32 protein-coding genes are annotated in these 26,614 nt (G+C 46.4%); 13 read left to right on the top strand and 19 right to left on the bottom strand.

The features are described 5' to 3' along the window. The first annotated feature begins 19 nt into the window (after positions 1-19). Positions 20-1,393, top strand: a complete 1,374-nt coding sequence (gene dnaB, locus B7X71_RS01300; protein ID WP_293596998.1) for a replicative DNA helicase — start codon at positions 20-22, stop codon at positions 1,391-1,393. Between the two features lie 93 nt (positions 1,394-1,486). On the opposite strand, the gene B7X71_RS01295 is transcribed toward dnaB, so the two are convergent. The 12 genes from B7X71_RS01295 to B7X71_RS01240 all read right to left on the bottom strand — a co-directional run bounded on the left by B7X71_RS01295 (position 1,487) and on the right by B7X71_RS01240 (position 12,800). Continuing rightward, the gene (locus B7X71_RS01295) at positions 1,487-1,753 is read right to left on the bottom strand and encodes a hypothetical protein (RefSeq protein ID WP_293596996.1); all 267 of its coding nucleotides are present in this window, start codon (positions 1,751-1,753) and stop codon (positions 1,487-1,489) included. A gap of 31 nt (positions 1,754-1,784) precedes the next feature. Next, complete coding sequence (locus B7X71_RS01290) at positions 1,785-2,606, bottom strand: mechanosensitive ion channel family protein (protein ID WP_293596995.1); 822 nt, start codon at positions 2,604-2,606, stop codon at positions 1,785-1,787. Positions 2,607-2,713: 107 nt separating this feature from the next. Next, positions 2,714-3,253, bottom strand: coding sequence for a C40 family peptidase (locus B7X71_RS01285; RefSeq protein WP_293596994.1), 540 nt, complete (start codon positions 3,251-3,253; stop codon positions 2,714-2,716). Continuing rightward, a complete protein-coding gene (locus B7X71_RS01280; RefSeq protein WP_293596993.1) occupies positions 3,234-4,910 on the bottom strand; it encodes a PhoH family protein in 1,677 nt (558 codons plus the stop codon). Before B7X71_RS01280 ends, B7X71_RS01285 begins: the two co-directional genes overlap by 20 nt. Before the next feature lie 234 nt (positions 4,911-5,144). Further along, positions 5,145-5,612, bottom strand: a complete 468-nt coding sequence (locus B7X71_RS01275) for a peroxiredoxin (protein WP_293596992.1) — start codon at positions 5,610-5,612, stop codon at positions 5,145-5,147. A 32-nt stretch (positions 5,613-5,644) separates the two neighbouring features. Next, complete coding sequence (locus tag B7X71_RS01270) at positions 5,645-6,562, bottom strand: polysaccharide deacetylase family protein (protein WP_293596991.1); 918 nt, start codon at positions 6,560-6,562, stop codon at positions 5,645-5,647. A gap of 12 nt (positions 6,563-6,574) precedes the next feature. Further along, on the bottom strand, positions 6,575-7,621 hold the full coding sequence (locus B7X71_RS01265; RefSeq protein WP_293596990.1) for a bifunctional UDP-4-keto-pentose/UDP-xylose synthase: 1,047 nt from the start codon (positions 7,619-7,621) through the stop codon (positions 6,575-6,577). A 46-nt stretch (positions 7,622-7,667) separates the two neighbouring features. After that, positions 7,668-8,537: a formyltransferase gene (locus tag B7X71_RS01260; protein ID WP_293596989.1), complete on the bottom strand. Its 870-nt coding sequence runs from the start codon at positions 8,535-8,537 to the stop codon at positions 7,668-7,670. Further along, positions 8,538-9,509, bottom strand: coding sequence for a glycosyltransferase (locus B7X71_RS01255; RefSeq protein ID WP_293596988.1), 972 nt, complete (start codon positions 9,507-9,509; stop codon positions 8,538-8,540). A gap of 31 nt (positions 9,510-9,540) precedes the next feature. Then, positions 9,541-10,713 (bottom strand): DegT/DnrJ/EryC1/StrS aminotransferase family protein, encoded by a 1,173-nt coding sequence (locus B7X71_RS01250; RefSeq protein WP_293596987.1) that lies wholly within the window; start codon positions 10,711-10,713, stop codon positions 9,541-9,543. A gap of 15 nt (positions 10,714-10,728) precedes the next feature. Then, positions 10,729-12,423, bottom strand: coding sequence for a glycosyltransferase family 39 protein (locus B7X71_RS01245; RefSeq protein ID WP_293596986.1), 1,695 nt, complete (start codon positions 12,421-12,423; stop codon positions 10,729-10,731). Beyond that, positions 12,423-12,800 carry an Mth938-like domain-containing protein gene (locus B7X71_RS01240; RefSeq protein ID WP_293596985.1) on the bottom strand — a complete coding sequence of 126 codons (378 nt, stop codon included), beginning with the start codon at positions 12,798-12,800 and terminating at the stop codon, positions 12,423-12,425. The genes B7X71_RS01245 and B7X71_RS01240 overlap by 1 nt, the downstream gene beginning before the upstream one ends. Before the next feature lie 79 nt (positions 12,801-12,879). On the opposite strand from B7X71_RS01240, the gene B7X71_RS01235 reads away from it, so the two are divergent. The 6 genes from B7X71_RS01235 to moaE are packed head-to-tail and all read left to right on the top strand — an operon-like array spanning position 12,880 to position 18,905. Continuing rightward, a complete protein-coding gene (locus tag B7X71_RS01235; RefSeq protein WP_293596984.1) occupies positions 12,880-14,139 on the top strand; it encodes a pyridoxal phosphate-dependent aminotransferase in 1,260 nt (419 codons plus the stop codon). Beyond that, on the top strand, positions 14,136-15,446 hold the full coding sequence (locus B7X71_RS01230; protein WP_293596983.1) for a homoserine dehydrogenase: 1,311 nt from the start codon (positions 14,136-14,138) through the stop codon (positions 15,444-15,446). Before B7X71_RS01235 ends, B7X71_RS01230 begins: the two co-directional genes overlap by 4 nt. Before the next feature lie 9 nt (positions 15,447-15,455). Beyond that, the gene (thrC, locus tag B7X71_RS01225; RefSeq protein ID WP_293596982.1) at positions 15,456-16,898 is read left to right on the top strand and encodes a threonine synthase; all 1,443 of its coding nucleotides are present in this window, start codon (positions 15,456-15,458) and stop codon (positions 16,896-16,898) included. A 32-nt stretch (positions 16,899-16,930) separates the two neighbouring features. Then, positions 16,931-18,169 carry a gephyrin-like molybdotransferase Glp gene (gene glp / locus B7X71_RS01220; protein WP_293596997.1) on the top strand — a complete coding sequence of 413 codons (1,239 nt, stop codon included), beginning with the start codon at positions 16,931-16,933 and terminating at the stop codon, positions 18,167-18,169. 18 nt (positions 18,170-18,187) lie between these two features. After that, positions 18,188-18,445, top strand: coding sequence for a molybdopterin converting factor subunit 1 (gene moaD, locus B7X71_RS01215; RefSeq protein WP_293596981.1), 258 nt, complete (start codon positions 18,188-18,190; stop codon positions 18,443-18,445). 1 nt (position 18,446) lies between these two features. Then, entirely contained in the window at positions 18,447-18,905 is a 459-nt protein-coding gene (gene moaE, locus B7X71_RS01210; RefSeq protein WP_293596980.1) for a molybdopterin synthase catalytic subunit MoaE, read from the top strand. Between the two features lie 7 nt (positions 18,906-18,912). Here the strand turns inward: moaE and B7X71_RS01205 are convergent, their stop codons facing one another. Next, complete coding sequence (locus B7X71_RS01205; RefSeq protein ID WP_293596979.1) at positions 18,913-19,902, bottom strand: FAD-dependent oxidoreductase; 990 nt, start codon at positions 19,900-19,902, stop codon at positions 18,913-18,915. Further along, positions 19,899-20,522, bottom strand: a complete 624-nt coding sequence (locus tag B7X71_RS01200; protein WP_293596978.1) for an alpha-ketoglutarate-dependent dioxygenase AlkB — start codon at positions 20,520-20,522, stop codon at positions 19,899-19,901. Before B7X71_RS01200 ends, B7X71_RS01205 begins: the two co-directional genes overlap by 4 nt. Positions 20,523-20,614: 92 nt before the next feature. Between B7X71_RS01200 and B7X71_RS01195 the strand changes: the two genes are divergently transcribed. Next, positions 20,615-20,806: a hypothetical protein gene (locus B7X71_RS01195; RefSeq protein WP_293596977.1), complete on the top strand. Its 192-nt coding sequence runs from the start codon at positions 20,615-20,617 to the stop codon at positions 20,804-20,806. On the opposite strand, the gene B7X71_RS01190 is transcribed toward B7X71_RS01195, so the two are convergent. The 4 genes from B7X71_RS01190 to B7X71_RS01175 are packed head-to-tail and all read right to left on the bottom strand — an operon-like array spanning position 20,778 to position 23,020. After that, complete coding sequence (locus B7X71_RS01190; RefSeq protein WP_293596976.1) at positions 20,778-21,113, bottom strand: hypothetical protein; 336 nt, start codon at positions 21,111-21,113, stop codon at positions 20,778-20,780. The two genes, B7X71_RS01195 and B7X71_RS01190, sit on opposite strands and share 29 nt — an antisense overlap. Beyond that, positions 21,110-21,514 (bottom strand): DUF4149 domain-containing protein, encoded by a 405-nt coding sequence (locus B7X71_RS01185; protein ID WP_293596975.1) that lies wholly within the window; start codon positions 21,512-21,514, stop codon positions 21,110-21,112. The genes B7X71_RS01190 and B7X71_RS01185 overlap by 4 nt, the downstream gene beginning before the upstream one ends. Next, complete coding sequence (locus tag B7X71_RS01180) at positions 21,498-22,367, bottom strand: oxygenase MpaB family protein (RefSeq protein ID WP_293596974.1); 870 nt, start codon at positions 22,365-22,367, stop codon at positions 21,498-21,500. Before B7X71_RS01180 ends, B7X71_RS01185 begins: the two co-directional genes overlap by 17 nt. A 5-nt stretch (positions 22,368-22,372) precedes the next feature. Further along, complete coding sequence (locus tag B7X71_RS01175) at positions 22,373-23,020, bottom strand: LON peptidase substrate-binding domain-containing protein (protein ID WP_293596973.1); 648 nt, start codon at positions 23,018-23,020, stop codon at positions 22,373-22,375. 111 nt (positions 23,021-23,131) lie between these two features. On the opposite strand from B7X71_RS01175, the gene B7X71_RS01170 reads away from it, so the two are divergent. The 5 genes from B7X71_RS01170 to B7X71_RS01150 all read left to right on the top strand — a co-directional run bounded on the left by B7X71_RS01170 (position 23,132) and on the right by B7X71_RS01150 (position 26,322). Next, positions 23,132-23,284 carry a hypothetical protein gene (locus tag B7X71_RS01170; RefSeq protein WP_293596972.1) on the top strand — a complete coding sequence of 51 codons (153 nt, stop codon included), beginning with the start codon at positions 23,132-23,134 and terminating at the stop codon, positions 23,282-23,284. A 32-nt stretch (positions 23,285-23,316) separates the two neighbouring features. After that, a complete protein-coding gene (locus B7X71_RS01165; protein WP_293600126.1) occupies positions 23,317-23,745 on the top strand; it encodes a DUF2244 domain-containing protein in 429 nt (142 codons plus the stop codon). Positions 23,746-23,844: 99 nt separating this feature from the next. Continuing rightward, complete coding sequence (locus B7X71_RS01160; RefSeq protein WP_293596970.1) at positions 23,845-24,411, top strand: Rrf2 family transcriptional regulator; 567 nt, start codon at positions 23,845-23,847, stop codon at positions 24,409-24,411. 14 nt (positions 24,412-24,425) lie between these two features. After that, a complete protein-coding gene (locus tag B7X71_RS01155; RefSeq protein WP_293596969.1) occupies positions 24,426-24,899 on the top strand; it encodes a tetratricopeptide repeat protein in 474 nt (157 codons plus the stop codon). Between the two features lie 13 nt (positions 24,900-24,912). Beyond that, positions 24,913-26,322 carry an exonuclease domain-containing protein gene (locus tag B7X71_RS01150; RefSeq protein ID WP_293596968.1) on the top strand — a complete coding sequence of 470 codons (1,410 nt, stop codon included), beginning with the start codon at positions 24,913-24,915 and terminating at the stop codon, positions 26,320-26,322. Here the strand turns inward: B7X71_RS01150 and B7X71_RS01145 are convergent. Then, positions 26,319-26,579: a GIY-YIG nuclease family protein gene (locus tag B7X71_RS01145; RefSeq protein ID WP_293596967.1), complete on the bottom strand. Its 261-nt coding sequence runs from the start codon at positions 26,577-26,579 to the stop codon at positions 26,319-26,321. The two genes, B7X71_RS01150 and B7X71_RS01145, sit on opposite strands and share 4 nt — an antisense overlap. Positions 26,580-26,614 lie beyond the last annotated feature (35 nt).

Here is a 26,614-nt window from a genome sequence, read left to right as displayed (position 1 = left end):
GGGTTCTGGGGATCCAGCCTTGCAGGCTTTAAAAGTACCTCCGCATTCTGTAGAAGCCGAGCAATCTTTGCTCGGCGGTTTACTGATCGATAACACAGCCTGGGATCGCCTAGGTGGTGTGTTAACTGATAAAGATTTCTATCGTCCTGAGCATGCTCTGATCTACAAGGTCATTCAGCGTTTAGTTGGCGACAATCATCCCGCTGACGTCATTACTGTTCATGAGGCTGTTAAGTCTGAGCAAGGTGGCGATTTAGTTGGTATTGATTACCTCAATTCGTTAGCGCAAAGCACACCAAGTGCAGCGAACATTAAAGGCTATGCAGACATTGTTCGTGACCGCAGCATTCTGCGTCGCCTGATCGAAGTATCTGACAACATTGTCAACTCTGCATTTGTTCCAGAGGGTCGCTCTGTCAGAACACTCTTGGATGAAGCGGAATCCCGCATTCTCCAAATTGGTGAGGAGGGTAGTCGCAAAGCAGACTACCTCGAGATTGAGCCCTTGCTCAAAACCGTTGTTGCTCGTATTGATGAGCTTTACAACCGTCAAGGTGGAAGCGACATCACCGGAATTGCAACTGGATTTATTGATCTTGATAAACAAACTAGCGGCCTGCAAAAAGGCGACTTAGTCATTGTTGCTGGAAGACCGTCGATGGGTAAAACAGCTTTCGCACTTAATATTGCAGAGAACGTCGCATTGGCCGAAGGATTACCAGTCGTTGTGTTCTCAATGGAGATGTCGGGTGAGCAATTGGCAGCTCGTTTATTGGGTTCAGTGGGGCGCGTTGATCAAGGTCGCATGCGTACCGGCAAGTTGCAAGATGATGAGTGGCCACGCGTTACTGATGCGATTGCTCGTTTAAGTAATACCCAAATTTTGATTGATGAGACAGGTGCCTTATCAAGTCTAGAACTGCGTGCACGCGCACGTCGTATCGCGCGTAACTTTGGTGGAACGCTTGGCCTTGTTGTGATTGATTACTTGCAGTTGATGAGCGGCTCTGGTTCTGAGAACCGCGCAACCGAGATTTCTGAAATCTCACGCTCTCTTAAATCGCTCGCAAAAGAATTGCAGTGTCCAGTTGTTGCCTTGTCACAGTTAAACCGTGGTCTTGAGCAACGCCCGAATAAGCGCCCAATCATGTCTGATTTGCGAGAGTCAGGCGCGATCGAGCAAGATGCCGACTTAATTATGTTCATCTATCGTGATGAGGTGTATCACCCAGATACAACGCAAGACAAAGGTATGGCAGAGATCATTATCGGCAAACAGCGTAACGGACCAATTGGTACTGTGCGTTTAAGCTGGCAGGGTCCGTATACCAAGTTCGACAACTTGGCGATGGGATCAGTTGGCTACTCCTCTGGTGGATACGAACCGTTCTAAGTCAAAAGCAGAATGCTGAAACAAATCAGCAACAACAAATCAGAATAAAAAAGCCTCGCATTACGAGGCTTTTTAACTTAAAGAGAAGGGTATTTACTTGCTGCCCTCACACTTCTTAATGGATGCAGCTTTAGCAGCGCCATACAGCGGCTTGCCATCCTTGCTGACTGCCTTAGCTTCGCAATCATTGGGCTTGGCATCCCCCATACATTTCTTAATAGATGCATCTTTAGCAGCGCCGTAGAGTGGCTTACCTTCTTTGCTAACTGCTTTGGCTTCACAGGCTGCTTGATCTGCAAAAGCAAGCGATGGGATTAAAAAATTGAATGCAATGCTTAAAGCGATGATAATTTTCTTCATGTGAACATCTCCTGGTTGGTTGCCGCAAAAGTTAATTCTGTTTCATCACCATATTTTGAGTGGCCACTGGAGCGGGGAAGCCTGCTGCAGTTAGGGACTCGCTCATAACGCGGTTACTATCAAAGTAGACTTGCCAGTAGTCATTATTGTTGCAATAAGGACGAACGGCTAGTACTGGACCAACTAAATTAAATTCCAAAATATTTACCTCAACACCTGGATCTTGTAATACGTTTGGAATGTAGGCAATCTTTTCGCGAAGAAGCGCCATCGCAGCGTTTTGATCTGCCGCGCCAGATAGTTGGTACTTGAGATCAACGCGTCGATAGGGGCTATGACTAAAGTTCTGAATGGTGTCGGCTAAAATTTTCGTATTGCCAACCATAGTGGCAATATTATCTGGTGTATAGATAGTCGATGAGAATAGGCCAATCTCTTTAACGGTACCAGTAATGCCGCCTGCAGTAACAAAGTCACCTACTTTGAAAGGGCGCAACACGATTACAAATACACCTGCAGCAAAATTGGAGAGTAATCCTGCCCATGCAGCACCGATTGCAATGCCGGCAGTTGCAATTAAGGCGGCAAAGCTGGTTGTCTGAATACCGAAATAACCCAGGATTCCAATAACTAGAAGAATGTTCAAAGTGACAGATACAATAGAGCCTACATAACGAAGAATCGTTGGGTCTAATTTTTGAGTTTCAAGCCCCCTGCGAATCACCTTTAAAGAGATGCCAATTAACCAGCGGCCAATAACCCAAAAAGCAATTGCAGCCAAAATCTTGAGGCCGATATCGGTTGCTGCAGCGACCAAAATCTCTTGAATGCGGTCTAAATCTAATTCTTTCATTGCTTAATTCCTATGCTGTGGAAGGCTTTTGCAAATAAATTCTATAAAGGATTATTTCTAATATGCATCTGAAAGGATAGTGGCTATTGAGATAATCATCGAGTTAATTACTGAGTCGAAGATGTCAGTCTTCTAGCCTCAGTAAATCTAGCCGCCCAGTATGGCGTAGTGATGTATTCCAGGCGCACGGTTCCTCCAGCACTTGGAGCGTGGACAAACCTGCCTTGCCCTACATAGATGCCCGCGTGTGAGTACTTTGCGCCAGTAGTATTAAAAAAAACTAAATCTCCTGGTGCAGGTGGCCCGTTATCTACGCTTTGACCCCGATTACTCATCTCTTGAATAGTCCGCGGCAGTTTTATATTAGCCGACTTGTTGTAAACGTAAGCAATCAGACCGCTGCAATCGAATCCACCTTTAGGATTGTTGCCACCATAGCGATATGGCACACCAACCAAACCTACTGCTGCAATAGAGATGTCTTCTGTGCCTACACTCGTGTCTTGCTTGAACTGAGAAACTTTAACTGCATTATTTTTTGAGCTAAAGCTGCTACAACCCGACAGTATTGCTAGGGCGCAAATAAAAATGCCGCACCCCATTAGAGTGCGGCATGAGAGGGGTTGCTTAGAGTGCGTCAGCAGCATGATCCGCAAGGCGTGAACGTTCTCCGCGGGCTAGAGTCACATGTCCACCATGACGCCAGCCTTTGAAGCGATCCACTACATACGTTAGACCTGAGGATCCCTCAGTTAAGTAAGGCGTATCGATCTGCGCAATATTGCCTAAACAAACAATCTTGGTGCCTGGACCTGCTCGAGTGACCAAAGTCTTCATTTGTTTAGGGGTTAAGTTTTGCGCCTCATCAATAATTACAAACTTGCTGACAAAGGTTCTGCCGCGCATGAAGTTCATGCTCTTTACTTTGATACGTGAACGAATCAATTCTTGTGTAGCGGCACGACCCCATTCGCCAGCACCGCCATCCTCGTTGCGTTGCAACACCTCGAGGTTGTCATCAAATGCACCCATCCAAGGTTGCATCTTCTCTTCTTCTGTACCTGGTAAAAATCCAATGTCTTCACCAACGGGCACGGTGGCGCGGGTAATGATGATCTCGTTATAGCGCTTGCTATCAAGTACTTGCTCCAAGCCAGCAGCCAAGGCCAGCAAGGTTTTACCGGTACCCGCCTGACCCAACAAGGTGATGAAATCCACATCTGGGTTCATCAGCAGGTTCATGGCAAAGTTCTGTTCGCGATTACGGGCAGTAACACTCCACACATTATTTTTTTGATGAGAGAAGTCTCTCAAGGTTTGAAGTAGGGCGGTCTTGCCATTTATCTCTTTTACTTGAGCATAGAATGGAGTCGAGCCATCTGGATTTTCTTGATAGACAAACTCATTGACTAACATGCTCGGAACCGAAGGACCGTTTACGCGATAAAACATCGTGCCGGATTTACCGTCAGCCCAGCTTTCCATATCTTTGCCATGCTTTGGCCAAAAGTCTGCTGGCAATGCCATGACTCCGGAATACATTAAATCTCGGTCTTCCAGCACCTGGTCATTGAAATAATCTTCAGCAGGCAGACCTAATGCACGAGCCTTAATACGCATATTGATATCTTTGGATACCAAAACAACTTCTTGACCCTTACGCGTCTTTTGGAGCTCGCTCACAACAGCAAGAATCAGGTTGTCACCTTTACCTTCAGGCAATCCCTCTGGTAATGCTTGGGTGGTGAGTTTGGTCTGGAAAAAGAGGCGGCCTGAAACATCTTGATTGCCAAGCTTATTGAGTGGAATGCCTTCATCTAATGTGCCGCTAGTCCCGGCGACCAGTTGATCTAGAGAGCGGCTGACAGTACGCGCGTTACGCGCAACTTCAGTCATCCCCTTCTTGTGGTTGTCCAATTCTTCCAGAGTGGTCATTGGCAAGAAAAGGTCATGCTCGGAGAAGCGGAACAGAGAGCTCGGATCATGCATCAATACATTGGTATCGAGGACAAAGAGGCTTGGAGGGCCAGTGCGAATAATGCGCTTTGGCTTTTCTGGAACGCTAGCCACTTTGTTATCGCCGCGCTCACTACGAGTTACTGTTGGCCTACGATCACCTTTGATTTTCTCGAGCGCCACTTCAGCGGCAGAAAGATCCTCCTCTGCATCTGTCGCCCAATCAGGAGTATGGTTTTCCATCGAAACGGTTTTCGCTGGTGCAGGACGTTTCTTTAAATTTGGAGTATCTTTACTGCTAATTTTTACTTGACCAGCAATTTGAGTTGGGATTGGGGGCAATGGCATGCATACTCTCCTAAAAGAAAAAACCGCCAAGCGGATTGCATTGACGGTTTATAACGAAACTGGGTGCAAAACGATCTGTAAAACGGCGGGGGTTGTTTACCGAGCCTGCTGTTAAGTATTCAGGCTGATGAGTCAAACGGATTGTTAGACTTTCCCGTCGTTTACGGTGCATATAAACAACTTTACCCCAAATTTTGGGCTTTGCAAGTACCCCGGATTAAATTAATTTAAAAATTATTTAGTAACTTGAGCGGCTTGTAATACCTCTGTCACATGCCCTGGAACCTTAAGTCCACGCCACTCTTTAACGAGCTTGCCCGAAGAGTCAAAAAGGAAGGTGCTGCGCTCAACACCGCGAACCTGCTTGCCGTACATATTCTTCATCTTCATCACGCCAAAGAGTTGGCATAAGATTTCTTCGGTATCGGCAACGAGCTCAAATGGCAACTCCAGTTTGCTGCGGAAGTTGTCGTGAGATTTGAGGCTATCTCGAGATACACCAACGATCAAAGTATTGGCCTTGGCGAAGGCTTCAATATTGTCACGGAATTCACCGGACTCCGCAGTGCAACCAGGGGTCATGTCTTTTGGATAAAAGTAGATAACCAGTTTTTTGCCTTTGGCTGAATCTGGTGTAAAGGTCAGCCCCGATGTTGCTGGGATTGCGCACTGGGGCATTGGTTTACCGATTTCTACTGTCATGATGAGGCTCTCTTAATTAACTTTAGTGCTACTTATACGGCTTGCAAAATGAGTTCGCCACTTCGGTTGGGAATCTCTCCCCAGGTGATGGGCTGTACGGCTATTTTATCGAGTTGCTTGGTGGCTTCCCAAGATTGATGAAGCTCACCCATCGTAACTAGGTCGTGCCCTTGGTTCAGCCAGCCTGCCAAGAGTTGCTCAAAGGCTGGTAGAAGCTTCTGACCTTCGAGCTCGGCATGTAGTGTGAAGACCTGGTCATTCGGATTGCTTTGGGTGATTTCTAGTAGCTTCTTAACAGCGCCAAACTCATCGGCATCATCAATGCCAATTAACTCATCAAAAGTGGGGAGGGTAGTAGGGTACTGGACATGTTTTGCTTTGCCAGATGGAAGTTCAAAACGATAAGGCATCAAGTTAGGTTCAGCTCTGCCGTCGGAAGAATATTTAATGCCCCATTGATCCAGTTGCTCAAAAGCAGCTTCATTCATTTGCCAGCCAGCTGCACCATAAGTAACTGGTGGGTGACCAAAGATCTCCATAAAACGATCCCAGCTTTTTTGCATCTGTGCCTTAGTCCACTCGGGATCACGATTGCGCACGGCATCTTGCCAAGCCACATGATCCCAAGTGTGAATTCCAGTTTCATGGCCAGCAGCATCAATCGCACGCATTTCGGTGGCAGCTTGCTTACCAATGTCTGGACCGGGAAGTAGGACGCCGTAGAGCAAAGTCTTAATGCCGTAGTGCTCAACAACAGAAGTGCGACTCACTTTCTTTAGAAAGCCCGGTCTAAAAACTCGCTTAAGTGCCCAGCCAGTATGGTCGGGGCCTAAGCTGAATAAGAAAGTGGCTTTAAGACCAAAGCGTTCAAGCGTACGGGCTAGATTAGGGGCGCCTTCTTTGGTGCCGCGTAAGGTATCAACATCTACCTTGAGTGCAATCTTAGCCATGAACCTTGGAGCTTATTCGTTGTCAACCAAGTGACGCGCTTTTTCTACATCTTCCCGATAGGCTTCAAAAATATTCTTCAACGCATCGCTCATATTGGTTGTTGGCTTCCAACCTAATTCACTCATCGTATTGTCAATTGCAGGAACGCGATTCTGAACGTCTTGATAGCCTTCGCCGTAGTAAGCGCCAGAAGTTGTTTCCACAATTTTCACTTCATTAGCTGTCTTTGCGTACTCCGGAATACTGCGAGCAATCTCCAACATCTGATTGGCGAGTTCACGAATAGAATGATTGTTCTTTGGATTGCCAATGTTGTAGATCTTGCCATTAGCAATACCATCTTTGTTATCGATGATGCGCATTAAGGCGTCGATACCATCATCAACATAAGTAAACGCACGTTTCTGCGCGCCGCCATCTACGACATTGATAGATTCACCACGAACGATATGACCCAAGAACTGCGTCACTACGCGGGAAGAGCCTTCTTTTGGTGTGTAAATACTATCCAGACCAGGGCCAATCCAGTTAAACGGACGGAAGAGGGTAAAGCGCAAACCTTCCATGCCATAACCCCAGATCACGCGGTCCATCAATTGCTTAGAGCAAGCATAGATCCAGCGTGGTTTATTGATCGGACCATAAACCATATTGGATTTAGCGGGATCAAATTCGCCGTCTTCACACATGCCATAGACTTCAGATGTAGATGGAAACACCAAATGCTTTTTGTATTTAACGGCTGAGCGAACGATGGGCAAATTGGCTTCGAAGTCGAGCTCAAATACTTTGAGCGGTTGCTGAACGTAAGTTGCTGGTGTCGCAATTGCCACTAAAGGCAGGATGACGTCACATTTACGGATGTGATATTCAACCCATTCTTTATTGATAGTGATATCACCCTCAAAGAAGTGCATGCGAGGATGGTTTACTAAATCACCAAGGCGATCGTTTTGCATATCCATGCCATAGACATCCCAATCGGTTGTCTCAAGGATGCGCTTTGAAAGGTGGTGACCGATAAAACCGTTTACGCCAAGAATGAGTACTTTTTTCATCTTTACTGCCTCGTTTTTTAATCTAAAGAGTGCTACTTTTAATTTGTTAGCTGTTAGCTGGGAACCAGTCCAGTATCGCTACTGCTTTTTGGTCGCCACAAACGCCGAATACTTGATTATCAACCACTTGGATACCGGGAGCCTGAAGATCTAGCTCCCCCGGGAATGGGCCTTCTAGGCTGGTGCGAGACACAATCCTGCGTTGACCTTCCCAGTCGGTAAAAGCCCCGGGATAGGGGGGTGCAACCGCTCTGACGAGGTTGTGAACCTGCTGAGCTGTCTTATTCCACAGAATTTGACCATCTGCAGGCTTGCGGCCGCCAAAATAGCTTCCCTGAGCCAGATAATTGGGTTTTCTGGGGATGTGGCCCTGAACAAGCTCGGATAATACCTGATTCATTACGATAACCGCTGCTTTGCTGACTTTGCCAAACACTTCTGTGGCGGTTTCATTGGAGCCAATTGAGACGGCTGATTGCCCCACAATGTCTCCTGCATCTGGTTTGGATTCCATGATGTGCAATGTGGCGCCAGTTTCAGTTTCTCCGTGCAGAATGGCCCAGTTGACTGGTGCCCGCCCACGAAACTTTGGTAGCAGTGACCCATGCATATTCAAGGCGCCAATCTTGGCACAGGCCAAGAGCTCAGGCGGAATCATATGACGGTAGTAGAAGGAGAAGAGATAATCGGGTGCCAGTTTCTGAATCTGCGGCACAAGATCCATTAACTGATTTGCATTTGGTGTGATGTAAGGAATTTTTTTATCCTCACAAAGTTTGGCAACACTTCCAAACCAGACATTCTCATTGGGATCGTCTTGATGAGTCACCACTAGATCAATCTCAATGCCTGCACCCAGCAATGCCTTGAGGCAATTAACACCAACATCGTGATAAGCAAAGACGACTGCGTGCAATTATTTTTTCTCTAAAACAGTTTGCACAACATAGCGTGGACGCTCGCGAACCTGTTGGTAGATGCGGCCAATATATTCACCGAGTAAGCCAAGGCCAAATAGCATTACACCAATTAAGAAGAAGGTGAGGGCGAAGAGTGTGAAAACCCCTTCAACCTCAGCGCCTAGAACGAAGCGGCGAACTAAGAGGTATATAAACAGGCTACCTGCAGCCATTGCCAGCAACATTCCCAGAATCGAGAAAATCTGCAAAGGCATTACGGAGAATCCAGTCACCAAATCAAAGTTCAGGCGAATAAGTTGATACAGACTGTATTTAGATTCGCCGGCAAAGCGTTCTTCATGTTTGACGCTAATCTCAGTCGGATTAGATGCGAAGGTATAGGCCAGGGCTGGAATAAAGGTATTGCTTTCATCGCACTGACGTACTAGGTCAACGATGCGACGGCTGTAGCCACGCAGCATGCACCCTTGGTCAGTCATTGTGATCCGTGTGATTTTCTGGCGTAAATGATTCATCGCACGGGAAGCGAATTTTCTGAAGAAACTGTCGCGACGATTAGCGCGGATAGTGCCAACGTAGTCGTGACCTTTGCGTAATTCATTTACCAGAGCATCAATTTCTTCAGGCGGATTCTGCAGATCGGCATCGAGGGTGATGATATATTCGCCACGGGAATATTCAAAGCCAGCCATGATGGCCATGTGTTGACCAAAGTTGCTGTGAAATAAGACTGCACGAGTGACATCAGGGCGCAGCTCAACTTGTTTGGCTAGGATGCCAGCGGAGCGATCTTTGCTGCCATCATTTACAAACACCACTTCATAAGCAATGTTGCGCTTGCTAGCCATCATATCTAGTGCAGGGTATAGGCGATCAAAGAGTGCTTGAAGACCATCTTCCTCGTTATAAACGGGGATAACAATGCTAAGTGTGGGATTGCAGGCTTGGGTAGCTAAATTTGCAGTCATGCTGTAATTTTGCCTGATTCTGCTCTCAACTCTATTTTTTACAGTGTTTCTTCAAAATTCCAGTCAAAGCACTGGCTATACGGCCAATATCTTCATCCGCCATGCCTGGAAAGAGGGGTAGAGTCAAAATGGAGCGACCAATACGCTCTGCGATTGGAGTGGCTTGAACTTTGTAACCCAGCTCTTGATAAAGCGTAAATCCGGTAATGGTGGGGTAGTGAACGCCTGTGCCAATGCCCAAATCTTTTAACTCGGTCATTACCTGTGCTCGATCTACGTTCAATTGCTCAAGCGGCAGAATAACTTGGAACATATGCCAGTTGCTATCGGCAAAGTTTTCTACTGGCAACTCTAAGTTGAGTTTATCTAAACCAGCAGACCGCAATTCACTGCGAATGGCATCAAAGTACTGCCTTGCTAAAGCACTCCTACGCGCCTGAAACCCCGGCAACATTTTGAGTTGATGCAAGCCAATGACTGCATTCACATCAGTCAAATTATCTTTGCCGCCTAAGACATCTACATCCATGCCATCGACGCCTTGGCGTGTGAGTCCTTGCAGGCGAAACTTCTCCGCAAGCTTAGCTTCATCATCAGTGTTGAGAACAAGGCAGCCACCCTCAACAGTAGATAAATTTTTATTTGCCTGAAAACTAAAGCTCACGAGATCACCGATGCTGCCAATCTTTTGGCCTTTCCACTGCGATCCAAACGCTTGTGCTGCATCTTCAATTACGCGCAGCTTGTATTGCTTAGCGAGGTCATAGAGTTGATCCATATTGACGGGTAGCCCGGCCAAGTAAACCGGCATGATGGCGCGCGTCTTCGGTGTAACAGCTGCAGCTAGCTTGCTTAAATCAATATTGCGGGTGATGGGATCAATATCCACAAAGACGGGGGTAGCCCCAACACTCAGAATGACATTGGACGTTGCAACCCATGATATTGGGGTAGTAATCACTTCATCACCAGGACCAATGCCAGCAACCTGTAAGGCGATTTTCATAGTGGCAGTGCCGTTGGCAAAACAACGAACTGGACGACCACCAAAGTATTCGCTCAAGGTAGCCTCAAACTCAGCTAGTTTTGGTCCCGAGGTTACCCAGCCTGAGCGCAATACCTCGGCAACGGCATCAATAGTTTCTTGATTGAAGTGTGGGCGCGTAAACGGAATAAAAGGCAGGGTACTTTGAGTGACTGACATAGTGGCCTTAAGAATTTATTGTGCTGAGCTATTTTGCAACTCTGGGTGTTTAACAATCACGCGCCGAGAATCTCTACCCACCTCTTGTATGGGGACGTTTAATTTCTGTAACTCAACATATTGCTCTGGAACCATTAAGGCATAAGCCGTCTGATCTTCTTTCCAGCGCTCGATAAAAGCATCAAATGTGGGAAGCCACAATTGGGGCTCTTGTTTCACGCCAAACTCAAGCTCATCTGGAGATTCCACCATGATCATGGTTCTACCTAAATAGAAGGGTACTGTGTGATCTAGGATTCGTATGGAATAAAAATTGACTTTATCTGGGATGCCAGCTTTTACTTTTTCTACTAAGTCGATGCCCGAGACTGCGCGCCCCAGAGTTTCATGGCCCGTGCCCGCGATGATTGCACAGAGAAAAAAACTGCTCGCAAAGCTGGTGATACTGCTCAGGCCATTGCGTTTGCTTTGCGCCAACGCTAGAAGACTAAATGCAATCAATGCGATGAGTGCCGCAATGATCCAATAAGTATATTGGGCGTAGGATTCAATTTCATCTGGCCTAGCTTGTTTGCCAACTTCGCCTAAGAAGAAAAATCCAATACCACCTAAGATTGCAAAGAAGAGGGCTTGTAATTTCCAAGGCAATCCCAGTGAATTACTAAAACCCAGATTGCGATCTAAGCGATGGCCGACAAGCATTGCCAGTGCTGGAAAGACTGGGATGATGTAGCCAGGTAATTTAGATTGAGAGATGCTAAAGAACCCCATGATTACTGCAAACCAGCAGGTGAGCAACCAGCCGCTGGAGAACTCACGATTACGCTCTCGCCAGGCCTGAGTAAGGGCGCCAGGAGTTTGCGCAATCCATGGCAAAAAGCCTAGTAGTAGCAGTGGTATGAAGTAATAAATTGGACCCGTTCTACTGTGAGCCGTTTGCGTGAATCGTTGCAGATGTTCATGAATAAAGAAGAATTCCAGGAACTCTGGATTACGTTGCGCTACTAGAGCAAACCAAGGCGCAGTAATTGCTAAAAATAAAATCGTGCCGCTAATAATGTGTAGCCGTTTCCAGATTTTCCAGTCCCACGCTGTAATGGAATAAACAATAAAGACCATGCCGGGGATGGCAACCCCAATGACGCCTTTAGATAAGGTTGCTAGGGCCATGAAGACCCAGCAGGCCCACATCCACTTTCTGGTGTTGCTCGTGTTGCGAGCAGTTTGTGCCAACAAAAGACTACACAGTGCAGCAACTAAAAATGCTGACAACCCCATATCCAGTGAGTTGATGTGTCCACCAATCACCCACATTGGGCTGGACGCTAAAGCAATTGCAGCTAACCAGCCTGCCCGTGGGCTATAAATGCGTGCGCCAGTAAATCCAATAAATACAATTGTTATAAAGCCAGTGAGTGCAGTCCACAAGCGCGCCTGCCAATCACCGATACCAAAAAGATTAAAGGCGGTAGCGGTAGCCCAAATCTGTAATGGGGGTTTTTCAAAATACTTGTAGCCGTTGTAGCGGGGTGTAACCCAATCTCCAGTGACGAGCATCTCACGCGCAATCTCGGCATAACGTCCTTCATCAGACGGAATGAGGTGGCGGTAGTTGAGGGTGCCAAACCACAGCAAGCCATAGATTAGGACCAGAATCAAAATCGAGATTGGATTGAGGGCGCTAGACTGCCGAATTTGGCCAAACTGCATCAGACGGCTTCCACGATAAGAGCGAGTAGAACCTGGCGACCTTCTCCAACAAGAATGTTGTAAGTGCGACAAGCGGCTTGAGAATCCATTACTTCGAAGCCAACTTTGGCCTCGATCAGGGTTTTTAAGAGCTCAGGCTTTGGGAAGCGCTGGCGTTTGCCGGTGCCAATAATGATCAATTCAGGCTTGAGAGAGGCCATTTGAGTGAAATCTGTCGAACTTAGTTCCTCAAAGGACTTGATAGTCCACTCCAGGATTTCGCCATCTGAGCTCAATAAAACCCCGTGACTGTAGGGGATCTTATTGATCTCAATGTAGCCGTCACCGTAACCGGTGATCGTATTGGCTCCGGAATGGGGGTCAGATTGAAGCTTCACGTGGACTCTCTGTCATAATTATGTGGATTATAGCTAGCTGTTTTTTCCTAGTTTTCAAGAACTTACCCTTTAATTTATTGTGAAACCGATCCTAAAGTCCGAAAAACTCAATCACGTCTGCTACGACATTCGTGGACCCGTGCTGGAGCTTGCTCAGCGCATGGAGGAGGAGGGTCACAAAATCATCAAATTAAACATCGGTAATGTGGGTGTTTTTGGTTTCGATCCTCCAGAAGAGATTCAGTTGGACATGATCCGTAATTTGGGTAATGCCTCAGCGTACTCCGATTCCAAAGGAATTTTTGCAGCTCGCAAAGCCATCATGCAGTATTGCCAAGAAAAAGGCATCCAGGGTGTTACTTTGGATGACATCTATACCGGTAATGGTGTTTCCGAGTTGATCGTATTAGCAATGAACGCATTACTCAATAACGGCGATGAAGTTTTGGTGCCAGCCCCTGATTACCCATTATGGACAGCTGCTGTCAGCCTATCTGGCGGTACTCCAGTTCATTACTTGTGTGATGAGTCTAAGGAGTGGGCCCCAGATCTAGCAGATTTACGTAAACGAATTACGCCGCGCACTAAAGCGATTGTGGTGATCAACCCCAACAACCCAACAGGCGCAATTTACTCAAAAGAAGTATTGGCTGAGCTAACTTCAATTGCGCGTGAGCATGGTTTGATTCTCTTTGCGGATGAAATTTACGACAAAATGTTGTACGACCAAGAGAAGCATATCTCTTTGGCATCCTTATCCACTGATGTGGTCACAATTACCTTCAACGGTTTGTCCAAGAACTATCGCTCTTGCGGCTATCGTGCCGGCTGGATGGTGGTTTCTGGCGATAAAGAGATGATTCGCGATTACATCGAGGGTCTAAACATACTGTCCTCAATGCGCCTGTGCGCCAATGTGCCAGGCCAGTACGCCATTCAAACGGCATTGGGTGGCTATCAAAGCATTAATGACCTAGTCAGCGAAGGTGGTCGATTGGCTAAGCAACGTGATCTCGCATGGAAACTCATTACAGAAATCCCTGGCGTGACTTGCGTTAAGCCAAAGTCCGCTTTGTATTTATTTCCAAAGCTAGATCCTGAAATGTATCCAATCGAAGATGATCAGCAGTTTGTAGCTGATCTCTTGAAAGAGGAAAAAGTGTTGTTGGTGCAGGGCTCCGGCTTTAACTGGGGCAAGTCAGACCACTTCCGTGTCGTGTTCTTACCTCATGAGGATGTGCTTAAAGAGGCTATTGGCCGTCTTGCACGTTTTCTTGAGCGTTATCGTCAAAAACATAGTCGTAAAGCGGCTAACTCAACAGCAACAAAGGCATCATGAAACCGATTCAAGTTGGTCTATTAGGTATTGGCACTGTAGGTGGTGGTGTATTTACTGTTCTCGAGCGCAACCAGGATGAAATTACCCGTCGCGCTGGTCGTGGCATTCGTATCAATACCGTTGCTGACCTCAATGTAGAGCGTGCCAAAGAGTTGGTTAAGGATCACGCCCAAGTAGTGAGTGATGCGCGTGCAGTTATTAATAATCCTGAGATTAATATCGTTGTTGAATTGATCGGTGGTTACGGCATTGCTAAGGATTTGGTGATGGAGGCAATCGCTGCTGGCAAACATGTCGTCACTGCCAACAAGGCTTTGATCGCTGTACATGGCAATGAGATTTTTAAGGCTGCCCATGAGAAGGGTGTGATGGTTGCATTTGAAGCGGCTGTTGCTGGCGGCATTCCAATCATCAAGGCACTTCGCGAAGGTTTGACTGCAAACCGTATTGAGTGGATCGCTGGCATTATCAATGGCACAACGAATTTCATTCTTTCTGAGATGCGTGATAAAGGCTTGGACTTCGCGACCGTCTTGCAAGAGGCGCAGCGTTTAGGTTACGCAGAAGCAGACCCTACATTCGATATTGAAGGTGTAGATGCCGCTCATAAAGCAACCATCATGAGCGCAATTGCATTTGGGATTCCAATGCAATTTGAAAAAGCTCATGTTGAGGGTATTACGAAGCTTGATGCCGTCGATATTAAATACGCTGAGCAGTTGGGCTATCGCATTAAGTTGCTTGGTATTGCTAAGAAGACAACTGCCGGTGTTGAATTGCGTGTGCACCCAACCTTGATTCCGACTAAGCGCCTCATTGCAAACGTTGAAGGTGCTATGAATGCTGTTCAGGTATTTGGAGATGCAGTCGGAACTACGCTTTATTACGGTAAAGGCGCAGGCTCTGAGCCGACAGCCTCGGCTGTGATTGCTGACTTGGTAGATATCACGCGTTTATTGGGTGCTAGCCCTGAGAATCGTGTTCCTTACTTGGCATTTCAGCCTGATGCAGTGCGCGATATCACTGTATTGCCAATGGGTGAGATCACCACCAGCTATTACTTGCGTTTGCGCGTAGCCGATCAGGCGGGCGTGTTAGCGGATATCACTAAGATTTTGGCGTCCCATAGCATCTCTATTGATGCGCTCTTGCAAAAAGAAGCGGATGAAGGTGAAAGTCAAACTGATTTGGTTGCACTGACTCACGAGACCAAAGAAAAACACATGCTGGCAGCGATTCAGGAAATTCAGAATCTGAAAACTGTTGCTGGCGAAGTAGTGAAGATCCGTTTAGAAAATCTTTCTTAAGATAAATACATGCGTTACCAATCAACTCGGGGCAATAGCCCACAGCAATCCTTTTTAGAAATCTTGCTCGGTGGATTAGCTCCAGATGGTGGCTTATATCTGCCTACCGAGTACCCTCAAGTAACTAAAGAGCAGCTGGATTCTTGGCGCGGGATGTCCTATGCTGATCTCGCTTACGAAGTGTTGAGTTTATATTGCGACGATATACCTGAGGCAGATTTACGTGCTTTGTTGCGTAAGACGTATACAGAGCAGGTCTATTGCAATGGCCGCACTGAAGATAATGCCAAAGACATCACGCCATTACATTGGTTGGGTGAAGAGCAGGGTACTCGTATCGGCTTATTGAGCCTGTCTAACGGACCAACACTGGCATTTAAAGATATGGCGATGCAATTGCTCGGCAATCTCTTTGAATACGCGCTAAGGAAGAAAGGTCAGAAGCTCAATATTTTGGGCGCGACTTCTGGCGATACTGGTAGCGCTGCTGAATATGCGATGCGCGGCAAAGAAGGCGTGAAAGTATTTATGCTCTCACCACGCGGCAAGATGAGTGCTTTCCAGTCTGCGCAAATGTATTCCCTGCAAGACCCGAATATTTTTAACTTGGCAGTTGCCGGCGTATTTGATGACTGTCAAGATATCGTCAAGGCAGTCAGTAATGACCATGGCTTTAAAGCAAATCATCAAATTGGAACCGTGAACTCCATTAACTGGGGTCGTGTAGTGGCTCAAGTTGTGTATTACTTCCAAGGTTATTTGCTGGCAACAAAATCCAGCACAGAAAAAGTCTCTTTCACAGTGCCATCGGGTAACTTTGGCAATATCTGCGCTGGCCATATTGCTCGCATGATGGGTTTGCCAATTGCGCACCTCATTGCTGCTACTAACGAGAACGATGTTCTCGATGAATTTTTCCGCACCGGTGTTTACCGTGCACGTAAGTCTGCCGAAACTTTGCATACTTCTAGCCCATCTATGGACATTTCTAAAGCGAGTAATTTTGAGCGCTTTGTATTTGATCTTATGGGTAAGGACGGCAAAGTAACTGCTGGCATGTTCAAGCAGGTTGATGAAGCAGGCGGCTTTGATATTTCAAAAGACGCCGTATTTAAAGACATTACCAAGTACGGATTCCAATCCGGTCGCAGTACTCATCAGAATCGCCTAGACACCATTCGCAATATTGATTCACAGTATGGCGTGATGATTGATACGCATACAGCTGATGGTGTGAAGGTGGCGCGCGAGCATTTGCAAGCAGGCATTCCAATGATTGTTTTGGAAACTGCTTTGCCTATTAAGTTTGAAGAAACGATTGAAGTGGCATTGGGGCGTCCAGCAGAATGCCCGCCAGCATTTAAAGATATCAAATCAAAGCCGCAACGCGTTGAAAATATCGAGGCTGATGTCAATCAAGTGAAACACTTCATTACTACCCACGTTAACTAACTCAAAAATAAAGCCCTATGACTAAGCCTCCGATGTTGACTGCTCAGCAGGCTTTAGATCACCTGCTGTCAAATGCAAAAGCGGTAGGTGATAGTGAAATGGTCACGATGCAAACCGCCTTAGGCCGTGTGCTTGCAGAGAATGTAAGCAGTCTGGTCGATGTGCCTCCACTCGATAACACTTCCATGGATGGCTATGCTGTGCGTACTGCGGATACGCAAACTCCTGGAAGCACTCTCAAGATTGCACAGCGTATTCCAGCGGGATCCATGGGTACCGAGCTAGAGCCTGGCACTGCTGCCAGAATTTTTACAGGCGCCCCAGTGCCCCCAGGTGCTGATGCGGTTGTCATGCAAGAAGACTGCGCTATATCAGAGGGCTCAACCGATCAAGTGCAGGTCAATATTGCGCCAATTTCAGGTCAATGGATCCGTCGAAGAGGTGAGGACCTGACTGCAGGCCAAACAGCTCTGACTGCGGGTACTTTTCTCAGGCCACAAGAATTAGGTGTTGCAGCGTCTGCTGGTCTGACGCATTTAAATGTAAAACGTAAGGTCAGAGTTGCTGCATTTTTCACTGGCGATGAGCTTTCTCTGCCAGGTGAGCCGCTTAAGCCGGGTGGCATCTACAACTCCAATCGCGATACTTTGTTAGCGTGTATTAAATCCTTGGGATGCGATGCCACAGACTTTGGAATCGTTCCCGATAGCCTGGAGGCCACCAAAGAAACGCTTCGCAAGGCCAGCAAAGATCATGATCTGATCATTACTTCTGGTGGTGTATCTGTTGGCGAAGAGGATCACATAAAACCAGCAGTGACTGCTGAGGGACGATTGGATCTCTGGCAGATTGCCATTAAGCCTGGCAAGCCTCTAGCTTTTGGTGCTGTGCGCAAATCAGATGCCCCAAAGAGCAATGGGTCCGAAGCAGAAACTTGGTTTATCGGACTTCCTGGGAATCCAGTATCCAGTTTTGTAACCTTCCTATTATTTGTGCGACCGTTTATTCTGAAGTTACAAGGCCGAGATGCAGGTATGCCACAGTCTTACCCAATGCGCGCTGACTTTGATTGGCTTAAAGGGGATCGTCGTAACGAGTTTCTGAGGGTTAAGATCAACGCGCAGGGCGGTTTAGATTTATTCCCAAACCAAAGCTCTGGAGTGCTTACAAGTGCTTCATGGGGTGATGGCTTAGTAGATTGTCCGCCGGGCCAAGCGTTTAAAGCTGGCGATATAGTGAAGTACATTCCATTTAACGCACTCCTCTACTAATCGTATTACGATTCTTATATGAAACTCGAATTGCGATTCTTTGCTTCCTTGAGAGAGGGTCTTAGTCTTTCTGGTGAGAGCATTGCTGTACCGGCAGAGGTCAAAACCATTGCTGACTTAAGAAGCTATCTTATTCAACGAGGAAATCCCTGGGCTCAAGTATTGGCGAGTAGCAAGGTAATTCGTTGCGCCTTAAATCAAGAGATGGTGGCTGATTCCACTCCGCTAGTAGAAGGTTCTGAAGTGGCTTTCTTCCCCCCGGTTACTGGTGGTTAAGATGCAGAATGATTTCATCCGCATTCAAGAGCAAGACTTTGATCTCACTACAGAAGTTAAGGCGCTGCGCAAGGATGATCCGCGTGTTGGTGCAATAGTGACTTTTGTGGGTACTGTCCGAGATATGAATGACGGCAGTCAAGTCAAGGGCATGATGCTGGAGCACTATCCTGGCATGACGGAAAAAGCCTTAGAGGAAATCATTAAGCAAGCTACAGGTCGCTGGGATCTTTACAAGACGCTAGTCATCCATCGAGTAGGACCGCTGTTGCCCGAAGACCAAATTGTTTTGGTAGCAGTAACTAGCGCTCATCGAGGCGAGGCATTTGCTGCTTGTGAGTTCATCATGGACTACCTAAAAACAGCAGCACCATTTTGGAAGAAAGAAGAAACCCCAGAAGGCAGTAAGTGGGTTGATGCCCGCGTGACCGATGATGCTGCAATGGCGCGTTGGAAATAATTTCCCGCTAAATTTCTTTTAGCATCAAAGCTAGCTCGAGACCACTTAACCAAGCGCCCTCGACTCTTCCGCCATTGAGCCAGTCGCTACAAAGTCCCAGACCAATATCGGGTAGCGAAAGAAAGCTGATTGAATTTTCTAAGCCGCCACTTGCATAACGCCAACGGTGCATGCTGATTTCGGCATCCCGACAATTTAATCCCAGCCTTGTCAGGCATTGCACCATCTGGTCTTGGGCATCCTCTTTGCTGAGCTCCACATTCTCTTGACTCCAGGCTGGGCTGCCATGAATGGTCCAAGTATTTCCTTGACGCATTGGCTTGGATCCATTCTGGCAAATCCAGCCAATGATTTCTTGATTGATAAATGCCGCATCAAAATCTGCTGTTTTCTGATTGGGAAAATTCGCCATCATTGTCCAGCAGGCCTTCATCTGTGCTGAGTCGGCGATATCAGAAGCTCTGATATCAAGGCTCCTCACTAAGGCGCTTGCCTGAGGTGCAGGTATAGCCAATACGACAAAATCATATGATGTTGGAATATCGCCAATCTCATTGCTTCGAAGATGCCACTTGTCAGATCTCCGATCTAACTGTGAGATTGTTGTCTCATATTGAATTGATAATTCTTCGGCAAGATGCTTTCCCGGGGAGTTCATATTGGGGGTGCCAATATAGCGAATTTCTTGTGAATTGCTCTCACGCCATGCCTTGGCCTCATACACCTTGATTTTGGGTGTCCAAATAGCGGCAGTACCGGCCCGCATCCATTGTTGCACCTCCTGAATAAAGCGGGGATCTCTAGCAGTAAAGTATTGGGCACCATGGTCTGCTGACCACCCTTCACTTCGACGAGTGCTCATGCGCCCACTGGGGCCACGACTTTTTTCAAAGATATCTGCTGAGATTCCTTGCAGCTTGAGCTCCCGCGCACAAGAAAGGCCTGCAATTCCTGCGCCAATAATTGCCACTCTCTCAATTTCTTTATTGCTATTCATATGCGGGGAAGTATTTTTCGAAAAGTCAGATTAATTCGAGGGCTTTTAACCATTGTTGTCTTGAGAAGACTGTGATGCCAATGTTCCTGAATAGGTGGATACATGATTAATGCACTGCCATGCTCTAGAAATATTGGACAAGTTGTTTTATCTTGCTTATGGCGAAATGCAAACTTACGTCGAGCGCCCAAGCTGATAGATGCAATGGGGTTCGTACCGCCTAACTCTCTCTCATTGTCACTGTGCCAGCCCATTCCCTCGGCACCGCTGTGATACAGATTGAGTAAGCAAGAGTTGTAGGTGTGGCCAGTAAATTGTTCAAGCTTATGCTTTACTTCCAATAACGCACTAATCCAGGTCTGAGGTATTTTTTGAACTCCAGAGTAAGTGTATGTGCACTCAGGATCGCCCACCCACGCAACTTTTCTTGCGGTCTTTACTAAGTTACCAAACATTTTGATCTCATCCGCCTCCCAGACAAGAGAGCTCAGTAGGTATTTGTAAAGATGATCAGATTCATCTGCATCATAAAAATGATGGAAATATTCAGCCCGCCCATCTTTTTCCAGTAGGCATATTGGATCGGATGAGTTTAATTGGTTAAATAAGGAATTTTGCATGCTTGGTAAATCTTGGTGGGGCGTGTACACAATTACGATAAAAACTCTAGAATAGGCTTCATTATGAATTGTTCGGAACAAATAGGTTAATCATGAAAGCACCAGATAAGCGTTGTTGTGGCTCAGGCGTCTGCATCATTAATGATGCAGGAGAGTGTTGGTGTGGCCAAGTGTGGGATGGCGAGAAAATGAGCGCAGCCCCTTTATTGTCGGCAAAAACTCAGGCTACCAAACTAGGTTCCGAACCTGATCAGGCTAAGTCCGAATCCCAGGACCCTCTTTAATACAAGACTTACTGGCTGATTGCTCTTCTGCCTTTAGCCAAGCGGGGCGACCTTTGCCCTGGTGGGTGAGCTCTGTTAATTGATTTGGACTGAGATTTGTCACGAGTTTACGTGTGACGCAATCGCAATACTCGCCAAAAGAATCGGCCGACACCTCTTTTAACTTCACATGTAGTTGGACTTGCTTCTTGATGCATGCTTCTTTGTAGTTCTGGGTGAACTTCCCTTGACTAGCATCTTGAGCATATGACGATAGAGCTGCTGAAGTGAGTAGGCCGGTAACAATATATTTCTTGAATGGTTTCATAGTGTTTTAGTCAGTAAGTAAATAAAAATACCAAGTTGAGTGATATTGATAACAACACTTAAGCCGTGCAGTATGTGGAACTGCTTATTCTTACCTTCGTCTTTTGCGGCATTGATTTTCCCTGTGAGAAAAAATAAGGTGAAGGCGAATAAAATCGCACATGCAATTAGGTACAGCCTGCTCGCAGCATCTTGTTCTGTAAATATAGCTATCAAAGTGACAAGCCCAAGGCTGGCATAGTATTTTGGAAAAAAGTTCCTTACGTACTTGCTAGACCACTCTACAGGAAGGACTCTGAATACGGTGGGCGCTACTATAACGGTGAAGAACAACATGATTCCCACCATGCCAGAAATCAGATAATTTGTAATCATGTTTGCCTTTTCATTTGGATGATCCATACACTCTGCGAAGGGAATGGGCAGCTACGCCATCCTTTAGCGCCTCTCTCACTGGGATGGCCATGAGTCGAATGGCAGAACTCATTGCCAATCTCTCTAGCCTTCTTGGTTGGGGTCGGTTAATGATGGGGTATACCCAATCTGGTAGATTCAGAAATCCTGCGCGACTGATTATCTTTACAAAAGGCTTGGCGCTGAGATTGCTTGGAAAGTTGTCTAGCATTGCAACAATACTTTTGGCCCTGTCACCGTAGTGAAGTTTGGGGATGTACTGCTTGATCGCATGCTCAGTGCCGGCATAGCTGTCTGGAAGATTAATAGCCCCCAACTTTTCGCCCAGCATTTTCATTTCCAAGAAATACTGATCTTTTTCTTGTGCGCGGAGAGACTCACTTTGATAAGACTCATAAGAGCGCATAAAGCTTCGGGTTTCTGTTAGGTGAACCCACGCGAGTAGCTTGGGATCATCAGCTCTATAGGGCTCGTTAAATTCATCAAACCCAGTGACCTTCCGGTGGATCTGATTGACGCGATGAATAGCGTTGTTGGCCATTTCATGAGAGCCATAAGTAGTTGCAGCAATGAAGAACGCTGTTCTGCCTAATCTACCTTTGAGATCCTCTCTGAAGCTTGAGTGATCCCATACGCCAGCAAGTGCCTTTGGGTGAAGAGCCTGCATTACCAATGAACTAATGCCACCGATCATCATCGAAATAAAATCAGCATGCACTTTCCAGGCTATAGATTCTGGACCGAATAAGCCTCTATCACCAGCGGGCTCGAGAAATGCGACTGGCGGACCACCGCCGCCCACCATTTCTCGAATTGACCGACGAATGAGCTCATCAATCATATTTTTTAATGAATGAGAGTGCTGCGAAGATCATTGTCCTCAATAATTTCTGAAATTAAATCGAGTCGGATTCTGGGATTGCTCTGAGCGAGTAAGTGATTCTTCTGGGCTGGGGGAAGCGGCAGGAGTTCGGCCAATCGATTAGAGACCCATCCGCAATCATCTAGATTTTCTGGGATTTTGAATGACCCATCCCCAAGCAAATCTTCACTTTTGATGACAGCAATAATCTCATGAAGAAGAGCAGCCACTTTTTCGTGCTCCTTTGGCAATGGTATTTCAGGGTCAGCATCAATCAGCTCAACTTCGCCCATCCATAAGCCATCGGATTCTTGCTTAATGTGCAAGATATGAAAGCGCTGAGTTCCATAGGACTTAGTCATGTAAAGAGCGGGCTGAATCGGATCAAATTCCTCCAGTTTTGCTAAGGTCCCAATGTTTGAAAAATTGGCGAGAGCACTTGCATCTGAATCAATCGGTTTATTGTCGAGAATGCTCACAACCCCGAAAGGCGAGTTTTCACGTAAGCAACGCTTCATCATGTCCAGGTAACGAGCTTCAAAAATTTTGAGAGCAATTACACCGCCTGGAAATAGGGTGGTTCCCAGTGGGAAAAGTGGTATCCAGCTAGTTGTCGAAGGAGTTTTTATCATGCATTGAATTTAAAGGATTTGCGTTTAGTTTGCTGAGCGCTCGAAATGGCACCCTGTTCAGCAGTAATCCCGGATTTCAGTCAAAATGAGGTCATTCACGGGAGAATAAAAATGATTCAAAAACTACGGGTTAAGCTCGCACGCTGGATTCTAGGCAAACATTGCCCTTGCTACCAAATGGGGTACCACTCCATGGTTGATTTTCAGCAGCGCAGTGCTGATCAGCTTGAAAAGGCTAAGCAAGCTCAGTCTGCCAATAGCTAGACTGTATGCGTAACTGAGATCCGCATTCCGCCATGAAAATCTGGAAGATGAGGCGAAATTGTGCATTGACCCCAGGTCAGTTGCTCAAGTTCTATATCGCCCTAGTTTGCCTCTCATTAACTGTCGCCACCGGGTTTTTATTGGCTGGCGTAAAAATTATCCTCATCTTCACTGCTATTGAGTTAACTGCAGTGACGATTGGTTTTTTAATCTACTGCCGTCATGCCTTGGATTTTGAAGAAATCGAAATTAGCGGCACCCGATTATTGGTGAGAAAGTTTATTGCCTATAAAGAGACTGTGATTGAATTTAATACGCACTGGGCAAGACTCTCTCAACCGGGAGAGCACGAAAAGATCTTTTTTATTGAGCAGACGGGGCAGAAGGTTGAGATTGGCCAGTTTCTCAGGCGTGAGCAATTTAAGAATCTCATTTCTGAATTAAGACCTTATTTGGGTTAACTTCAACCATAGGTGCACAAGGGTTAAATCTTGGCATCCTGCAGAAATAGCCATTTAACTTGATACTGGTTTTAATTCAACATTTCTTCTAAATTCGTCATGAATGTCAATACAGCAGTAAAAGCCGCGCTCAACACCTTAGTCGACATAGCAACCCATTCTGGGGGCATTCAACCAGTTACCGGCCTTGAGTTAGCGCAGCGCCAAAAATTATCCATTAGCCGAATTGAGCTTTTGCTCAGCGCATTGCGTGCTGCCGGAATTGTCAAGGGTATAAAGGGTCGAAACGGAGGCTACACGCTCTTGCAAGATTCTCGTATGGTCACCATTAAGGATGTTGTGCTGGCTATGAATTACATTAAAAAACGCAAGGTTGAGGCTTGTGATATTGCAAGTGAGCTCTACCAGTCTTTAGAGACTTATATGCTTGGTTGTATGGCCAATATGAACCTCTCAGATGCCATTAAAGATTATGTGCCGCGATTTAGCGATGCCAAAACCGCACCAGAGCGTCAGACTTTTTCTTACCCAGAATTGAAGGTGAGTAAGCCATCTAAGGGTGAGGTTCAGAGGGTAGTTAAAGTGCCGTTTAAGAAGGTCGAAGATGTGCCCTTGGCCCCAAACTCCATTTTTAGTTTTGGTGATTACCTGCACAAAGCAGGATAACAATAAGGATCTTGATGATGCAGATAAATGGATGGAATTTCGCCCGCAAACTTTTTTTATCTCTCGTTCTTGCAATAACACCATGGGTAGCTTCAGTAGCCGCTGATACCACTCCAGCTAAATCTGATCCTGCTTGGCTAACGGATGTCCGCACTAGTATTAAATCTAACAATTACGAGCAAGCCTTAAAGCAATTGCAGTCGGCAAACGAAGTCAACTCTGCAGACTGGAATAACCTCATGGGGTACAGTCTTCGTAAAAAGCAGCCACCTGATTTGGTGGCATCTGAAAAGTATTACCAGGCAGCACTCAAGATCGACCCAAGTCATAGGGCTGCTCTGGAGTATTACGGTGAGTTAATGTTGATGAAGAAGGACTTGTCTGGGGCTGAAGCAATGCTAGCCAGACTTGATAAGGCCTGTCTGTTTGGTTGCGAAGAGTACAGTGACCTTAAGGCGAGTATTGCGAAGTATCAGGGAAAAAAATAACTCTTTACCGCTAATGTCATCAGGTGAGCGTGAATATCCCCCGTTAGCATTTGTTGATATTGAGACAACGGGCTCTCATTTTGAGCGCGATCGTATTACTGAGGTGGGCATCAAATCTCTGATTCATGACCAAGTTGAGACTTGGGAAAGCCTTATCAATCCTCAAACATTTATTCCGCAAAATATACAAGCCTTGACTGGCATTCGTCCTGACATGGTGAGCAAGCAGTCGCCCTTTGAAGGTTTGGCTACAGAGATTGCCCGAGAGCTACAGGGTAAGATTTTTGTAGCCCATAACGCCCGATTCGACTATGGATTTTTAAAGGCGTCCTTTAAGCGCGTGGGCATCGACTTTAAGCCTAAAGTACTTTGCACCGTGAAACTTTCTAGATTGCTATTCCCAGAGCAGGCTAGACACAATCTTGACACCATCATCAGCGTTCATGGCCTCAAGATTAGCTCGCGGCATCGTGCCCTAGGTGACGCCGATTTACTGCTCCAGTTCTGGCGAGTATGTGAAGCTAAGCTTGGGCGTGAGGCTCTGCTCAAAGCAGTAAATCAGCTCATTGGAAATGCCAGCTTGCCGCCCAATATTGATAAAGCTCTAGTGGACTCCATTCCGGAGGGGCCGGGCTGCTATATTTTTTATGGCGAGAATCGGATCCCACTCTATATCGGCAAAAGTATTTCATTGCGCAGTAGGGTGATGGGGCATTTTCAAGGAGCGCTCACCCAACGCAAGGAAATGAGGCTCTCCTTACAAGTAAGAGACATCGATTGGATTGAAACCAGTGGGGAGTTAGGCGCACTCATTTTGGAATCGCAGCTCATTAAAGAGCGCATGCCCAGCATGAACATTAAATTACGCCGCTCTAAGGATCTTTGTGCTTGGAGACTGGAGCTCGATGAGAGTGGTGTGCTAAGACCGCAACTCGTTGGACATCGTGAATTGGATCCTGGAATTCAAGAAAACTTGTTTGGCTTGTTCTACAGTAAGAGAGAGGCCAACGCTTACCTAAAAGCAATAGCCAAAAAATACCGTCTTTGTGAGGCGCTTTTGGGTTTGGAGAAGCGTATTGAAGGTAAGGCTTGCTTTGCTTATCAAGTAAAGCAATGTGGTGGCGCTTGCATCGGTCAGTCCCCCATCGAATTGCACAATCTTCAGCTAAAGACTGCATTGGAGTTATTTCAGGTTCAGGTTTGGCCGTATCTAGGCCCCGTTGCAATAAAAGAGGCGGGGCATATGCACGTAGTCGACCGCTGGCGTTATCTGGGAACAGCAATCAACGAGGAAGAGCTTTACGAATTGGCCGACTCAGGAGAATCTGAATTTGATCTGGATATTTACAAGATCTTAAAAAAAGCACTAGCAGGAAGCTTTAAGAACCAGGTAATTCCTCTAATGCTTAGGGATCCCGCTTAAACCGGATCCATCTTTTGGGCTTTGAAAAAACCTAGCTTTTCCGCCCTTGGTAATTTCTTTAACTTTGCCTCTGCCTTAGAGGCTTCAGATCGATCAGGGTGCTCTTGGGTGGCCAAAATGACGACTGGTCTGCGAGCCCTCGTATAGCGAGCACCTTCCCCTGAATTATGAGCTGCCAAGCGATGTTCTAGGCGGTTGGTAATGCCAGCGTAATAGCTGCCATCAGAACACTCCAGGAGGTAAACAAGCCAGGTCAAAATAGGGATAAATTCGCTTAAAAAGTGGTCTAACA

The sequence above is a fragment of the Polynucleobacter sp. 39-46-10 genome (genome assembly GCF_002282275.1).
Note: the sequence above shows the minus strand (reverse complement) of the source record. Positions and strands in the feature narration are given on the sequence as shown.

What these genes read in the sequence shown, in the direction of transcription:
- B7X71_RS01295 (WP_293596996.1), bottom strand. Translation starts at nt 1,753, where the DNA reads ATGAAGAAAATTATCATCGCTTTAAGCATTGCATTCAATTTTTTAATC.
- B7X71_RS01290 (WP_293596995.1), bottom strand. Translation starts at nt 2,606, where the DNA reads ATGAAAGAATTAGATTTAGACCGCATTCAAGAGATTTTGGTCGCTGCA.
- B7X71_RS01285 (WP_293596994.1), bottom strand. Translation starts at nt 3,253, where the DNA reads ATGCTGCTGACGCACTCTAAGCAACCCCTCTCATGCCGCACTCTAATG.
- B7X71_RS01280 (WP_293596993.1), bottom strand. Translation starts at nt 4,910, where the DNA reads ATGCCATTGCCCCCAATCCCAACTCAAATTGCTGGTCAAGTAAAAATT.
- B7X71_RS01275 (WP_293596992.1), bottom strand. Translation starts at nt 5,612, where the DNA reads ATGACAGTAGAAATCGGTAAACCAATGCCCCAGTGCGCAATCCCAGCA.
- B7X71_RS01270 (WP_293596991.1), bottom strand. Translation starts at nt 6,562, where the DNA reads ATGGCTAAGATTGCACTCAAGGTAGATGTTGATACCTTACGCGGCACC.
- B7X71_RS01265 (WP_293596990.1), bottom strand. Translation starts at nt 7,621, where the DNA reads ATGAAAAAAGTACTCATTCTTGGCGTAAACGGTTTTATCGGTCACCAC.
- B7X71_RS01255 (WP_293596988.1), bottom strand. Translation starts at nt 9,509, where the DNA reads ATGACTGCAAATTTAGCTACCCAAGCCTGCAATCCCACACTTAGCATT.
- B7X71_RS01250 (WP_293596987.1), bottom strand. Translation starts at nt 10,713, where the DNA reads ATGTCAGTCACTCAAAGTACCCTGCCTTTTATTCCGTTTACGCGCCCA.
- B7X71_RS01245 (WP_293596986.1), bottom strand. Translation starts at nt 12,423, where the DNA reads ATGCAGTTTGGCCAAATTCGGCAGTCTAGCGCCCTCAATCCAATCTCG.
- B7X71_RS01230 (WP_293596983.1), top strand. Translation starts at nt 14,136, where the DNA reads ATGAAACCGATTCAAGTTGGTCTATTAGGTATTGGCACTGTAGGTGGT.
- thrC (WP_293596982.1), top strand. Translation starts at nt 15,456, where the DNA reads ATGCGTTACCAATCAACTCGGGGCAATAGCCCACAGCAATCCTTTTTA.
- glp (WP_293596997.1), top strand. Translation starts at nt 16,931, where the DNA reads ATGTTGACTGCTCAGCAGGCTTTAGATCACCTGCTGTCAAATGCAAAA.
- moaD (WP_293596981.1), top strand. Translation starts at nt 18,188, where the DNA reads ATGAAACTCGAATTGCGATTCTTTGCTTCCTTGAGAGAGGGTCTTAGT.
- moaE (WP_293596980.1), top strand. Translation starts at nt 18,447, where the DNA reads ATGCAGAATGATTTCATCCGCATTCAAGAGCAAGACTTTGATCTCACT.
- B7X71_RS01205 (WP_293596979.1), bottom strand. Translation starts at nt 19,902, where the DNA reads ATGAATAGCAATAAAGAAATTGAGAGAGTGGCAATTATTGGCGCAGGA.
- B7X71_RS01200 (WP_293596978.1), bottom strand. Translation starts at nt 20,522, where the DNA reads ATGCAAAATTCCTTATTTAACCAATTAAACTCATCCGATCCAATATGC.
- B7X71_RS01195 (WP_293596977.1), top strand. Translation starts at nt 20,615, where the DNA reads ATGAAAGCACCAGATAAGCGTTGTTGTGGCTCAGGCGTCTGCATCATT.
- B7X71_RS01190 (WP_293596976.1), bottom strand. Translation starts at nt 21,113, where the DNA reads ATGAAACCATTCAAGAAATATATTGTTACCGGCCTACTCACTTCAGCA.
- B7X71_RS01185 (WP_293596975.1), bottom strand. Translation starts at nt 21,514, where the DNA reads ATGGATCATCCAAATGAAAAGGCAAACATGATTACAAATTATCTGATT.
- B7X71_RS01180 (WP_293596974.1), bottom strand. Translation starts at nt 22,367, where the DNA reads ATGATTGATGAGCTCATTCGTCGGTCAATTCGAGAAATGGTGGGCGGC.
- B7X71_RS01175 (WP_293596973.1), bottom strand. Translation starts at nt 23,020, where the DNA reads ATGATAAAAACTCCTTCGACAACTAGCTGGATACCACTTTTCCCACTG.
- B7X71_RS01170 (WP_293596972.1), top strand. Translation starts at nt 23,132, where the DNA reads ATGATTCAAAAACTACGGGTTAAGCTCGCACGCTGGATTCTAGGCAAA.
- B7X71_RS01165 (WP_293600126.1), top strand. Translation starts at nt 23,317, where the DNA reads ATGAAAATCTGGAAGATGAGGCGAAATTGTGCATTGACCCCAGGTCAG.
- B7X71_RS01160 (WP_293596970.1), top strand. Translation starts at nt 23,845, where the DNA reads ATGAATGTCAATACAGCAGTAAAAGCCGCGCTCAACACCTTAGTCGAC.
- B7X71_RS01155 (WP_293596969.1), top strand. Translation starts at nt 24,426, where the DNA reads ATGATGCAGATAAATGGATGGAATTTCGCCCGCAAACTTTTTTTATCT.
- B7X71_RS01150 (WP_293596968.1), top strand. Translation starts at nt 24,913, where the DNA reads ATGTCATCAGGTGAGCGTGAATATCCCCCGTTAGCATTTGTTGATATT.